Origin of the sequence: Streptomyces tauricus, from assembly GCF_014650955.1 — a bacterium.
Taxonomy (GTDB): Bacteria; Actinomycetota; Actinomycetes; order Streptomycetales; family Streptomycetaceae; genus Streptomyces; species Streptomyces tauricus.
In genome coordinates this window covers 1,077,240-1,090,313 of sequence record NZ_BMVY01000001.1, presented here as the reverse complement: position 1 = coordinate 1,090,313, position 13,074 = coordinate 1,077,240, and the positions used below count along the sequence as shown (strand labels likewise).

The following is a 13,074-nucleotide window of genomic DNA, read 5'->3' as shown; positions in this document are numbered from 1 at the left end:
CGCCGCTCGTACCTGCGCCCCGCTCCCGTACGCCGAGACCGGGCAGTTCGGCCGCCCGTACGACTCCGTCGGTGCCGCCGATCCCGGTCCATGGGTCGTCGGCGAGCAGCAGGTGCCCGTCGAGGTCGGCCCAGCGGGCGCGGTCGGCGAGGTGCACCGCGGGTGCGAGGCCGAGCGTGCTTGCGGTGAGGCAGCCGAGCATCAGCTCGGTTCCGCTTCCGACGATCGACTCGGCCATGCGCAGCGCGGCCCGGGGGCCACCGCACTTGGCGAGCTTGACGTTCACCCCGTGCACGCGGCCCGCCAGCCGGCGTACGTCTTCGAGTCCGACGGCGTCCTCGTCGGCGATCAGGGGCAGCGGTGAACTCTCGGCGAGCCGTGCCAGGGCCTCCGGATCACCGGGGGCGATGGGCTGCTCGACGGCCTCGACGCCCAACTCGGCGTAGAGGGGCAGGAGATGGCGGGCCTGGTCGACGGTCCAGGCGCCGTTGGGGTCGAGCAGGAGCCGGGCGCCGGGCGCGGCGGACCGTATGGCGCGTATGCGGTCGAGGTCGTCCTCGGGGTCCGGGGTGCCGGCCTTCGCCTTGATGAGCGCGAATCCGGCGGCCACGAGTGCGCGTGCCTGCGCGGCGGCGTGCGGGGCCGGGACGATGCCGATGGTGCGGGCGGTTGCGGCGCTCGGAGCGTCTTCGGCCCCGAGCAGCCGGTACACGGGGGTACCGGACCGCTTGCCGCACAGGTCGAGAAGCGCGGCCTCCACGGCGGCGGTGACCGCGGCGGGCCGGTCGTCCGCCCGCCCGCCCCGCGCCTGCCACTCCCGCAGCGCGCTCTCGGGGTCGGGGAAACGGCCCAGGTCGCGGCCGGACACGTACAGCCGCTGTTGCAGCGTGTCGGTGTCGAGGCCGTAGTAGACGCTGGTGACGGCCTCGCCGTGGCCGCGCAGGCCGTCGTGCTCGATCGTCAGCCAGACGGCGTCGCGGGCGGTCGTCGTCGAACGGGATATGCGCAGCGGCTCGGCGAGCGTGAGCCGTACGGTGCGCAGGGTGGCCTTCACGGGCTCCCTTCCAGGGGAGTGAGCAGGGGGTCGGTCACCGTGGTGCAGCGGACCCAGCCGGTGGCCTCGACGGCACGTGCGTGCGGGATCTCGACGGGGCGGGTGGCTGCGGCGGCCGGGTCGAGGCCGTGGGCCGCCGCGAAGTCGTCGTCGTAGACCGAACCGAGATAGCGGTGGGGGCCGTCGGGGAAGACGGTGGCGACCACGGCGCCGGGATGGACCCGGGCCGCCCACGCGGAGACCAGCGCGACCGCGCCCGTGCTCCAGCCGCCGCTGACGAAACTGCCGCGGGCGAGCCGTCGGCAGGCGTCCGCGGCCTCGGCCGGGCCCACCCAGTGCACCTCGTCGAAGGCCTCGTAGGCCACATTGCGCGGATGGATGCTGCTGCCCAGGCCGCGCATCAACCGGGGCCTGGCGGGCTGGCCGAAGATGGTGGAACCGGTGGCGTCCACGCCGATCAGCCGCAGCCCCGGCCAGTACCTGCGCAGCGGCCCCGCGATCCCGGCGCTGTGACCACCCGTGCCGACACTGCACACCAGGACGTCCAGGTGGTCGAGCTGGGCGGCGAGTTCCGCGGCGAGGGAGGCGTAACCGGCGATGTTGTCGGGGTTGTTGTACTGATCGGGCCAGTACGCGTCGGGCAGCGCCCCGAGCAACTCCCGCAGCCGGGCCAGCCGGGCCGCCTGCCAGCCGCCCACACCAGCGGGGCGGTCCACGAGTTCGAGACGGGCGCCGTACGCGCGCAGCAACTGCCGCATGGACGGTTCGAGTTCGGTGTCGCCGACGAGCACGATGGGGTGCCCCAGCGCCTGCCCGGCGAAGGCGAGTCCGATGCCGAGCGTCCCGGAGGTGGACTCCACCACCGGAGCGCCGGGCCGCAGTTCACCCCGCTCCCGTGCGCCGAGCAGCATGGACACCGCCGCCCGGGCCTTCATGCCACCGGCGGCGAGACCTTCCAGTTTGGCCCAGAACCCGGGTTGCGGGCAGGGCAGATCGGTGGTCACCCTGGCCAGCGGAGTGCGGCCGAGCAGGGCGAGCAGATCGGGGTTGGCGGTGAGGGGACGCAGCGCGGCCGTGGTCACAGCGCGGCCTCCGTACCGCGGTAGCGGTGGATGACACCCGGACCGCCGTCCAGCCAGAAGAAGGGGTACGGCTCCGCGCACACCGCGCTCACACCGGCGCCGAGCAACCACGGCAGTACGGCACTGCCGGTCTGCGCGAACATCACCAACTGCTGCCCGCTGCCCAGGACATGCGCCCGCAGTGGCTCGAAGGACCCGTTGCCGAGGGTCATGCCGGAGGCCAGCACGGCGTCACAGCGCCCGAGTTCGGCGTACAGGTCGGTCGCGACCGGCTCGCCCCACTCCGTCGTACCGCCCTTGAGGTCACACGGTATGTACGAGACTCCGCGCGAACGCAAAGCCTCCAGAAGCGAGTTGACGACGCCGACGACGAGGACCGTTTGCCCCGGACCGACGTCCAGCAGTTCGGCGACGGCCCGCGCCCGTGCCCGGGACTTCTCCAGGGAACTCCCGGCGGGCAGCGGGTAGGGAAGCGCCCCGTGCTCCGGTGCGTGCGGGCGCACATGCATCAGATAGGCGTCCAGCGCCGCCACGCGGACCGACGGGAGCGGATGCTCCAGCAGCCGTGCGATGTCGGCTCCGGCGCAGTCCTCGACCGCGTCGTCCGGCAGGGCCCCGGGCTCGACCGCGCACGAGCCGACCGCCCGGCCGAGGCGCAGGCTGAGCACTTCGTTGCGGTAGCCGCCGCGCCGCCCGTCGTGCCGTACGGCCTGACTCGTGGTGAACGCCACGGCGACGCGCAGGCCTTGCGGCCCCGGACCCAGCTCACCGGCGAGAACCTGCCGCACGAGATCGTCGTACGAGACTGGGGTCGGTGGTGGTGTTGGTGCCGATACCGGTGCCGATACCGGCTTCGGTGCGGGTGCGGGTGCGGGTGTCGGCTTTGGTGTCGGTGTCGTAGCCGTGGTTGATGCCGGCGCCCTCATCGGGTGGTCACCCGCGGGCGCAGCCCGGACAGCAGTGACTCGACCCGGGCCCGCGCTCCGAGCCCTTCGGCGTCACCCGCCATCACATGGCCGAGGTATTCGTTGTTGCTGCCCGCGGCCTTCACCACCCGGCCCGGCTCGGCGAGCTGAACCTCCAACACACCCTCCGCCGAACGCACTTGGTCGGCCCCTTCGATGGACTCCAGCGTCCCCTCGGTGTCCGGCACGAGAAAACCCACGGCCGCGCTGCGCAGCCCGGTGGCCCGGGGCCGCAGGTCGGGGGTGTGGTCGAGCGCCACGTCGACGCAGGCGGCGGCCAGGTCGAGGCCGGTGACGTGACGGATGAGTTCGGTGATGCGGTTTCCGGCCGGGCGCGGGTTGACCTCGACGACGCGGGGCCCGGCGGCGGTCAGCCTGATCTCGGTGTGGGCCACCACGGAGTCCAGCCCGAGTGCCTTTATCGCCTGTACCGCGGTGTCCTGGGCGGCCTCGGCGTCGGCCGGGGCGAGGCCGGCGGGGAACATGTGGCCGGTCTCGATGAAGGCGGGCGCCCCGCCGAGGCTCTTGTCGGTCACCCCCACCACGTGCGTCGTACCGGCGAACGACACGGTCTCCACGCTGACTTCGGGCCCGTCGAGGAGTTCTTCGAGGAGAAGTACGGGTGCTCGCAGCTGTCCGCGGGCGTTCAACGGGAAGTCCGCGATCGCCCGGCAGGCCTCGGTCAGCTCGCGCTCGTCGTCCACGCGCCGCACGAACATGCCCGCGCAGAGGTCGACGGGCTTGACCACCAGCGGGAAGCCCAGTTCCCGGGCGGCCTCCTCGGCTTCGGCCCGGTCCGCGCAGACGGCGAACCGGGGGCCGGGGACGCCGGTCTCGCCGAGGACACGACGGGTGGTGTCCTTGCGGCAGGCGTTCTTCACGGCCTCGGGGGTCGGTCCGGGGAGCCCCAGTCGCGCGGCGATCCGCGCCACAGTGGGCAGGTAGTAGTCGCAGGACGTGACCACGCCGTCGAAGCCGAGTGCCTGGTGCAGCCGCTCCACCACCGGCAGCAGGGACGCGATGTCGTTCGTCTCGGCGGTCAGCACGTTGCGGGCCGCGAGCAGGGGATGGGCCGTGCCCTCCGGTGCGGAGCGCAGATAGTGGTGCAGGTCCCGGGTGAGGAAGGTGAACTCGTGCCCACCCTCACGGATCGCCCGTGGCAGCAGCCTGCTCATCGACCCGACCCAGCTTTCGACCACCAACAGATGAGCCACAACTCCCCTTTCGCGCACTCCGGTTGAGCTTCAGGGCACGCCGAGGGCGCCCCATTGCGGGGTGCGGACGACGTGACCGACGCACACGCTATCGACAATCATTTTCATTGTCATCTGATGGGCCGGACTTTGTTGCCGCGCCGGCAAAAACGGTGGATCCCGGCGACGGCTGTGGACCCCGGGGCGACGGCCGGACCGGCGGCGAAAACCGTTGGACAGGCCCGGACGGCCGGTCTAGCCTCAGCCGGTCCGAGTGATGGTCCCTGTCGAGTGAGGTGCGGGAGATGACGGTGCAGACGAGCGTGGCCGCGTATGACGGGCTGCGTACGCCAGCCCTGACGGCCGCCCCCATGACAGCCCTCATGACCTCCTCGGACCGAAGGAATCCCAGAAGTGGATCTGCCACGTAGCTTCACCGTTCGCGAGAGCGGACACCGCATTCACAACCCGTTCACCAGCGAGAAGCTGGCCACTTTGGGCCGGGCCCTCGACCCGGCGCCGGGCACCCGCGTGCTCGACCTCGCTTGCGGCAGCGGCGAGATGCTGTGCACCTGGGCGCGCGATCACGGCGTGACCGGCACCGGCGTGGACATCAGCACCGTGTTCCTGGCCAAGGCGCGCGCCCGCGCCGGGGAACTCGGCGTCGCCGACCGCGTCGCCTTCCTGCACGGGGACGCGACGGGCCATGTCGCCGACGAGCCCGTCGGCATCGCCGCGTGCGTCGGTGCCACCTGGATCGGCGACGGGGTGGCGGGCACCGTCGACCTCCTGCGCAGGAGCCTCGCGCCCGGCGGCATCATGCTCATCGGCGAGCCGTACTGGCGCCGGGAGCCGCAGGACCGGGCGACCGTCGAGGGCTGCCACGCCGGCAGCAGGGACGACTACCGGTCGCTCCCGGAGCTGGTCGAACACTTCGGCGGCCTCGGCTGCGACGTCGTCGAGATGGTCCTCGCCGACCAGGACAGCTGGGACCGGTACGTGGCCGCGCAGTGGCTCAGCACCCGCCGCTGGCTGGACGCCAACCCGGACGACGAACTGGCCGACGAGATGCGTGAGGAACTGGCGACGGGGCCTTTGCGGCATGTCCGGTACCAGCGCGAGTATCTGGGATGGGGGGTATTCGCGCTGATGGACCGCTGACGCACTGTTGAGCAGCGGTGACATGCGGCTGACGGACCGCTGGCGTGTGCCGGGCGGCCGGGTGGCCGGGCGGGCCGGGGGAGGGGGGCGCACCCGCGCACCGACAAGCTCCCCCGGCTCGCCCGGCCCGTCAGACCGCCCGGCACACCCTGCTCGGCAGCGTGCACCGCCGCGACCGCCGCGACCGCCGCGACCGCCGCGACCGCGGCGACAGGCGCGACAGGCGCGATAGGCGCGATAGGCGCGATAGGCGCGATAGGCGTGACCGCCGTGCCAGGCGTGACCGCCGTGCCAGGCGTGCGCCGTCGTGATCAGGGCGCGCCGGCGTAACGGGGCGCGCCCGCCCGGTGTCGCGCTCCGGCTCGGCGGCGGGCCGTTGAACCGCCGGGCGGAGGAACCCGTATCCCTTCTCAGTAACGCCCGGAGGGAGAGCAGGTTGTCGACACCGTTCGACCCCGAAGAGTCACCGCGTCGTTCGGCGCTGGAGCCGACCAACGTCCTGCGCCGCCGACAGCCAGGGTCGTTGGCGGATCTGCTGCGGCAGGTGCAGGAGAGGGAACGCGACCTGGACGAGGGCTACGAGGTCGTCACCGCACCGGCGGCGGAGAGCGCCGCAGCGCCCCGGGTCACGGAGGACGACACGCAGGAACTGCAGCCCGTGGCCGAGGGCGACAGCAGACCGGCGCCGCGCGGGCGCCCGGCAGGAAAGGGGCCGGCCCACGGCCGCAGCACCTTCCTCCGCAGTACGGTGCTCGGTGTCGCCGCGACGGTCGCCGCGCTCGGGGGGTCCAGCGCCGCCCTGCTGCTCACCTGGGACAAGGACGACGACGCCGCCCAGGCGAGGCCCCCCGCCGCGTCGTCCGCGCCGCCCGCCTCGGCCCCCGCCCAGGAAGGCGGAGTCCCGGCGGGCGTCGACCCCGACGGCCCCGGCACCCTGCGTGAGGGCGACAGCGGACCCGAGGTCAGTGACTTGCAGGAACGGCTGCTGCGTATCCCCGACGTCTACGAGCAGGGCACGCCCAGCGGCGTGTACGACGCCACGCTGACGGCGGCGGTGGCCCGTTTCCAGCTCTGGTACGGCATCAGGGGAGACGAGACGGGTGTGTACGGCAACGACACCCGCACGGACCTCGAAGCCCGCACGGCTGCGGGCGCGTCGCCGGGAGCATAAGGGGCGGGAGTGGGAGACGAGCCAAGTGTCTCCTGAGGGGTGCTGCAACGGAGGGGCGAGACGAACCGCTTGCGGAAAGACCCAGGGGCGGGCGTGGGCGTCCGTGCTGACGCCCACGACCGCCAGGTGCCGGTGTTGGGTCAGCCCGTCAGCCGGGACACGAACTCCCAGTCCCCGTGCCCGACTTCGTACACGACGAACCCCGGTTCCACCCGCACATACTCCGCCCCGCCCGGAGCACGTACCGCAGACCGTGTCGGGGCCGGCACATGTACCTCCGCTGTGGAGCCCACCGGGACGCGTACCGAGAGCCGTATCGAGTTGTCCACGACCGACCAGGCCGTCGAGGCCTCGCCGCGGACGGTCCGGATCGAGGTGCGGGCCCAGTCCACTCCCGTACGGCCGTCGGGACGCACGGTGAAGGTCCGGTACCCGGCGTCACCGGGGCGGAGTCCCGCCACGTTCTCGTACAGCCACTGCACGACCGTGCCCTGGAAATAGTGGTCCCTGGAGCGCGAGTCGACCGGCCACATCTCCCACATGGTGTCGGCGCCGTTCTCGAACCAGTAGCCCCAACTCGGGTACGTGCGCTGGGTGGCGATCGCGTGGGCCACCTCGGGGTTTCCCTGCGCGGACAGTTGGCGCAGCAGCACGCTGGTGCCGAGCGCGCCGGTGTTGAGGTGGTTGCCGCGCTCCTCGATGTCGGCGAGGAGCGAGTCGACGACACCGGCCCGCGCGCCCGGCGGGACCAGCCCGAAGGCGAGCGGTATGCAGTTGTTGGTCTGCCGGTAGTCGGGGTCCTTCGCTGTGCGGTAGTGGCCGTCCGGGCCCAGGAAGGCCGCGTTGAAGGCCGCCTTGAGGCCGTCCGCCGCACTGCGGTAGCGGTCCGCGACCGCCGTCTCCTTGAGCAGGTCCGCGAGTTCGGCCGTGCCGACGAGCGCCCGGTGCAGATACGCCGTCGCGGTGAGCCGCGTGTCCTCCGGCGGGTTGCCGCCGTACCCGGGCGGCAGGTAGTCGCCGAGCGCGGTCACGGCGAGCCCGTCCTTCAGCCGGGAGATCTCCCAGTCCAGATAGCGGGTCAGCGGCGTCCAGTGGTCGCGGGCCAGCCGCTCGTCCCCGTACACGCGGTACATCTCCCGCAGCAGGAACGGGTAGACGGTGGTCCACTCGGGGGACGGGCCGAGGTCGCCGTACCCCCAGCCGCCGCTCGGGACAATCACCGGCAGCTGCCCGTCCGGGTTCTGACTGTCCTTCAGGTCTCCGAGCCACTTGGAGAGGAAGCGGTGCACACCGAGCGCGTACGCCATGACGGGCGTGCCGAGCTGGGCGTCACCGGTCCAGCCGTTCTTCTCGTACATCGGGGTGTCCGTCGGGATGCCGTGCAGGTTGTTGAGGAGCGTGCGCCGCATCGCCCGTTCCAGCTGCTGGTAGAACGGCACGGAGCAGGCGAAGGAACCCGTCGCCTCCACCGGGGTGTGGACGATCCGGCCCAGCAGCTGCGAGGTGTCAGGCTTCGCGGGCAGCCCGCCGACCTGCACGTACCGGAAGCCCTTGTACGAGAACTTGGGCTCCCACACCTCGTCGGCGCCGCCGCCCGCGCACACGTATTCGTCGGTCTGGAACCGTCCGGGTACGTGCCCGGTCTCGGCGTGCACGCTGCCGTCGGGCTTCAGTTTCTCGCCGTGGACCAGGCTCACGGTCGTCCCCGCCGGGGCGCGCACGGTCAGCCGTGTCCAGCCGGCCATCGTGCGGCCCATGTCGACCACGTACACGCCCTCGGTCAGTTCCTCGACGGCGACCGGGCGTACGGTCTCGATGACCTGGATCGGGTCGTGGGGCTGTGCGCGCAGTGTGCCCCTCGGGGCGTCCCGGCGTTCCGTCCGCTGCCAGCCGCTGTCGTCGAAGCCGGGTCGGGTCCAGGCCCCGGGGGACTTGCGGGCATCGTAACTCTCACCCGCGTACAGGGAGTTGGAGCGGGTCGGGCCCTCGGTGATGCGCCAGTTCCCGTCCGTGGCGACCGTGGTGCGTGAGCCGTCGGGATGGTCGATCTCCAACTGGCCGAGCAGGCGCGGCTCGTCGTGCCACGGCGGGCGGTGCCAGTTCCAGACGTTCGGTGTCGTCATACCGAAGAAGCCCCGGCCGAGGGTCACTCCGATCGCGTTGGTGCCCCGGCGCAGCTGGGCCGTCACGTCGTGGACCGCGTACAGGACGGTCTCGTCGTAGTCGGTGAAGCCGGGGTCGAGGACCTGGCGGCCGACGCGTTCACCGTTGATCTCGGCGTCGTAGTAGGCGAGTCCGCTGATGTAGAGGCGGGCGCGGGCGACGGGCTTGGCGACGGTGAACTCGCGACGCAGGAGCGGGGCCGGCTGCTCGGGCGCCGCGATCGACACACCGGAACCCCAGGGGCCCTGCCCGTACGGGGCGAGCACGGCCGCCGCCGGCCAGGACGCGTCGTCGAACTCCGGCCGCTGCCAGCCCTGTTGCTCGGTGTCGGCGCTTCGCCAGCCCTCGCCCGTGACCAGCTCCGCGGTCCCCGTCCCGTGTTCCACGAGAAGCCGTACGAGCAGGCCGCCGGGGTTGACCGACGCGTTGCCGCGGTTCGTAGCGAGGGCGGCGACGACCATGCGCGCGGAGCCCGCGGCCTTCACCTCCTCGGTGACGTCGAGGAGATGGCCCTGCCGCCAGGCGTCGGTCTGCTCGGCCTGGTGCATCACCTGGACGCCGTCGAGATACAGGGTGAAGTCGTCGTCGGCCGTCGCCAGCAGCGTGGCTCTTCGGATCTCCGCGCCCGCGGGGGCGGTGAACGCCCCGCGGAACCAACGAGGTCCGTTCGGGGCGTCGTTGGAGGTCGCGCCCGGCGACCAGATCCAGGACGCGCCCTCGAACGTCGGCGGTTCGGGCGCGGCGGCCGCACCGATCCAGAACCCCTGCCAGGAGTCCTTGGACAACGTTGTCTCCCACCAGCGCGGCGCACTCCACGCCGAGGGCCAGCCCTCGGCGTCCCAGACCCTGACCTGCCAGTGGTAGCGGGTGCGCGGCTTCAGGGCGGGGCCCGCGTAGACGATTCCGACGGTGCGGTCCGACGCGACCCGGCCGGAGTCCCAGACCGCGCGCTGCCCCTCACGCAGGCCCTTCTCGCTCAGCGCGACTCGCACGCGGTACGCGCTCTGCCGGGCGCCGTGCCCGTCGGCCGTCAACTCCCAGGTCAGCCGCGGCTGTTCCACCTCCGTGCCGAGCAGCGTCTCGGCGTACTCGACGGTCGTGCGCTCGATGCGCAGGGTGCCCGGCCGTGCGGCGCCGGCGTCCGGGGCCGAGGCCGCGGCTGAGGTGGCGCCGGAGGTGAGGGCCGCGGAGGCGCTCGCTCCGGCTACCGAGGTCCGGAGGAAGGCGCGGCGGTTCCAACCCTTGGTCATGTGGTGTCCCTTGGTTGCGTACGTGCGCGGGTGCGGGTGACGAAGCGAGGGGTGAGGTGGGGAGGGGGTGGGAGGAGAGGCGGGAGGAAGACTTGCGAAGCGTTTGAAACGTTTCACACAATTTCTTGGACGATCCTATGGGTGTCGCTGTGGGGCTTCAAGAGGCGTGCATGTGCCAGCATGGCGCCGTGGATGGGGGGATCCTCGAACGGGAGCACGAGCTGGACCGGCTGGCCTCGGCCGCCAGGGAGGCGGCCGACGGAGCCGGTTCCGTGGTGCTCGTCCACGGCGAGGCGGGCATCGGCAAGTCGAGCCTGGTGAGGGTCATGCCGGGCGTGCTGCCCGCCGCGTCGCGCGTCCTGGTGGGGGAGTGCGACGACCTGGCGACGCGCCGGCCGCTCGGTCCCTTCCGCGATCTCGTCGGCGGCGTCGGCGCGGAACTGGCGCGGGCCCTCACGGCGGGCGGCGACCGCCCCCGGGTCTACGACGCGCTGCGGGCGGAACTCACCGCGGCCCCGCACCCGGCCGTCCTCGTCGTCGAGGACGTGCACTGGGCCGACGAGGCATCGCTCGACGCGCTGCGCTTCCTGGTGCACCGGGTCGAACGTCTGCCGGCCGTACTGGTCCTGACCTACCGCGACGACGAACTGGACCGCCGCCACCCCCTGCGCCACCTCCTCGGCCAGGTGTCCCGGGCCGAACGCGTGCACCGCCTGCCCCTGTCCCGGCTCTCCCCGGGCGCCGTGCACCGGCTCAGCGCGGTGAGCGGCCTGGATCCGGCGGAGGTGTACGAGGTCACGTCCGGCAACCCGTTCTTCGTCGCCGAGGTCGTGGCGGCCGGCGGCACCGGAGCCGTACCGCCGACCGTGGTCGACGCGGTCCTGGCCCGGCTGCGCGACCTGGACGACCGCACCCGGGACGCCCTGGAACAGCTCGCCGTCGTGCCCTCCGCCGTCGAACGACCCCTCATCGACGCGTTGTTGCCGGGCGGTGTCGCCGAGCTGGCGGTCGCCGAACAGCGCGGACTGCTGACCGTGACCCCCGAACGCGCCGGATTCCGGCACGAGTTGATCCGCCGGGCTGTCGCCGACTCGCTGCCTGCCGCACGGCGCATCGCACTCGACCGCCAGGTCCTCGCCGCACTCGTCGCGCAACCGGCCTTCGACCCGGCCCGTGTCGTCCACCACGCGGCCCAGGCCGGCGACCAGGAGGCGATCGCGCGGTACGGGCCCGATGCCGCCCGGGACGCCGCCGACGCGGGGGCACACCGGGAGGCCGCCGCCCATCTGCGGCTGGTCCTGCGGCAGCGCGACCGCTTCGGCGCGGCCGAACTCGCCGAACTGCTGGAGCGGTTCGCCATCGAGAGCTACACCATCGCCGACTCCGCGGCCGCCGTGGACGCCGAGCGGGACGCGGTCGCGCTGCGCCGCTTCCTCGGCGACACCCGGGCACTCGGCGCCGACCTGCGCTGGCTCTCCCGTATCCACTGGTGGGCGGGGAACGCCGACGAGGCACAGCGTGCCGCGCGGGAAGCCATCGCCGTCCTGGAGGAGGTGGGCGACGAGCGGCTGCTCGCGCTGGCGCTCAGCAACACCTCCCAGCTCCACATGCTGTCCGAACGCACCGCCCAGGCCATCGACTTCGGCGAACGCGCGATCCTCCTGGCCCGCCGCACCGGCGACGACGCGATCCTCTCGCACGCCCTCAACAACGTCGGCACCGCCCGCTGGCGCGCCGGAGACCCCCTGGGCCGCGCCCAGTTGGAGGAGAGCCTGCGGGTCGCGCTGGCCGCGGGCGAGGTCGAGCACGCCTGCCGCTCGTACGCCAACCTCATCTGGACGCTGCTCGAACGCCTCGAATACACCGAGGCCGACCGTTTCCTCGCCCCCGGGATGGAGCTGGCCGACCGGGGCGAGCACGTCGGGTTCCTCAGCTACCTCCATGTGGCCATGGGACTGCGGAAGTTCGCCGCGGGCGCCTGGGACGAGGCGGAGCGCCACGCCGAGATCGGCGCCCACGACTTCGTCCCCGCCCGCTGCCCCGCTCTGACCGTCCTCGGCCGGGTCCGGGTCCGGCGCGGTCGCGGCGGCGGCGACGAACTCCTCGAGGAGGCCTGGCGGATCGCCGTACGTACCCGTGAACTCCAGCGCACCGGCCCGGTCGCCGCCGCCAGGGCCGAGGCCGCCTGGCTCCGCGGCGATCACGCGGCGGTGGCCGAACTCGCCGGAGAGACCTTCGAGCAGGCACGCAGGCTGAACGTCGTCCCGCACCGCGCCGAACTCGGCCACTGGCTCACCCGGGCCGGACACCCCGTACCGGCGGACGGTTCCGACCACCCGTACGCCCTCCAGACGGCAGGCCGCTGGCGGGAGGCGGCCCGGTTGTGGCAGGCGGCCGGCTGCCCGTACGAGCACGCCGCCGCCCTCGCCGAGAGCCCGGACCCGGCCGACAAGCTCACCGCTCTGGCCGGTCTGGACGCGCTCGGCGCGGAACCCCTGGCGCGGCTGGTCCGCTCCGAGCTGCGGCACCTCGGCGTACGCCACATCCCGCGCGGGCCGCTCGCCGCCACCCGGGAGAACCCCGCCGGCCTCACCGAACGGCAACTGCAGGTCGTGCGGCTGCTGGCCCAGGGCCTGACCAACCCGGAGATGGCCGAGCGGCTCGTCGTGTCCGTCCGTACCGTCGACAACCACGTCGCCGCCGTCCTGGAGAAGCTCGGTGCCCGCTCGCGGCGCGAGGCCGCCGCCCGTGCCACGGAGCTCGGAATCCTGCCGAGCCATGAGCCGTAGGCGGAGGTACGTTGGATGGAGGCGGACCTGGACCGGAGCGGGTAGACCTAGGTAGGTGAGGACGCCGAGCTGAGTGGTGGGGACGGATGTCCGAGCCCGGGCCGCCGGACTAGAACAGGCCCATCGGAGGGGCCCGGACGACGGGGCCCCGGATCGGGGGATGCCATGTCCGTCACACCCGCACAAGCCGCCCGGCAGGAACTTAAGCAGTTCAAGGGGCAGTTGACCGGCCCGGACGACTCCGGC

7 protein-coding genes and 1 pseudogene are annotated in these 13,074 nt (G+C 72.8%); 3 read left to right on the top strand and 5 right to left on the bottom strand.

What is annotated here, in order from left to right; all coding sequences use genetic code 11:
* Positions 1–19 precede the first annotated feature (19 nt).
* From IE278_RS04655 to IE278_RS04640, 4 genes and pseudogenes are all read right to left on the bottom strand, one after another.
* Positions 20–1,054, bottom strand: a pseudogene (locus IE278_RS04655) (dipeptide epimerase); the annotation flags it as partial.
* Entirely contained in the window at positions 1,051–2,136 is a 1,086-nt protein-coding gene (locus IE278_RS04650; RefSeq protein ID WP_189768902.1) for a PLP-dependent cysteine synthase family protein, read from the bottom strand. The pseudogene IE278_RS04655 and the gene IE278_RS04650, both read right to left, overlap by 4 nt.
* Entirely contained in the window at positions 2,133–2,924 is a 792-nt protein-coding gene (locus tag IE278_RS04645; RefSeq protein WP_189768900.1) for a Rossmann-like domain-containing protein, read from the bottom strand. The genes IE278_RS04650 and IE278_RS04645 overlap by 4 nt, the downstream gene beginning before the upstream one ends.
* 134 nt (positions 2,925–3,058) lie before the next feature.
* On the bottom strand, positions 3,059–4,315 hold the full coding sequence (locus IE278_RS04640) for an ATP-grasp domain-containing protein (RefSeq protein ID WP_189768898.1): 1,257 nt from the start codon (positions 4,313–4,315) through the stop codon (positions 3,059–3,061).
* A gap of 393 nt (positions 4,316–4,708) precedes the next feature.
* Between IE278_RS04640 and IE278_RS04635 the strand changes: the two genes are divergently transcribed.
* The gene (locus IE278_RS04635) at positions 4,709–5,455 is read left to right on the top strand and encodes an SAM-dependent methyltransferase (RefSeq protein ID WP_189768896.1); all 747 of its coding nucleotides are present in this window, start codon (positions 4,709–4,711) and stop codon (positions 5,453–5,455) included.
* Between the two features lie 436 nt (positions 5,456–5,891).
* Positions 5,892–6,626, top strand: a complete 735-nt coding sequence (locus IE278_RS04630) for a peptidoglycan-binding protein (RefSeq protein WP_189768894.1) — start codon at positions 5,892–5,894, stop codon at positions 6,624–6,626.
* Between the two features lie 140 nt (positions 6,627–6,766).
* On the opposite strand, the gene IE278_RS04625 is transcribed toward IE278_RS04630, so the two are convergent.
* Positions 6,767–10,039 (bottom strand): family 78 glycoside hydrolase catalytic domain, encoded by a 3,273-nt coding sequence (locus IE278_RS04625; RefSeq protein ID WP_189768892.1) that lies wholly within the window; start codon positions 10,037–10,039, stop codon positions 6,767–6,769.
* Between the two features lie 188 nt (positions 10,040–10,227).
* Here IE278_RS04625 and IE278_RS04620 point away from each other — a divergent pair, with 188 nt between their 5' ends.
* Positions 10,228–12,828: a helix-turn-helix transcriptional regulator gene (locus IE278_RS04620; RefSeq protein ID WP_189768890.1), complete on the top strand. Its 2,601-nt coding sequence runs from the start codon at positions 10,228–10,230 to the stop codon at positions 12,826–12,828.
* Positions 12,829–13,074 lie beyond the last annotated feature (246 nt).

Coding starts and splice junctions, on each gene's coding strand:
- IE278_RS04625 (WP_189768892.1), bottom strand. CDS start 10,039: ATGACCAAGGGTTGGAACCGCCGCGCCTTCCTCCGGACCTCGGTAGCC.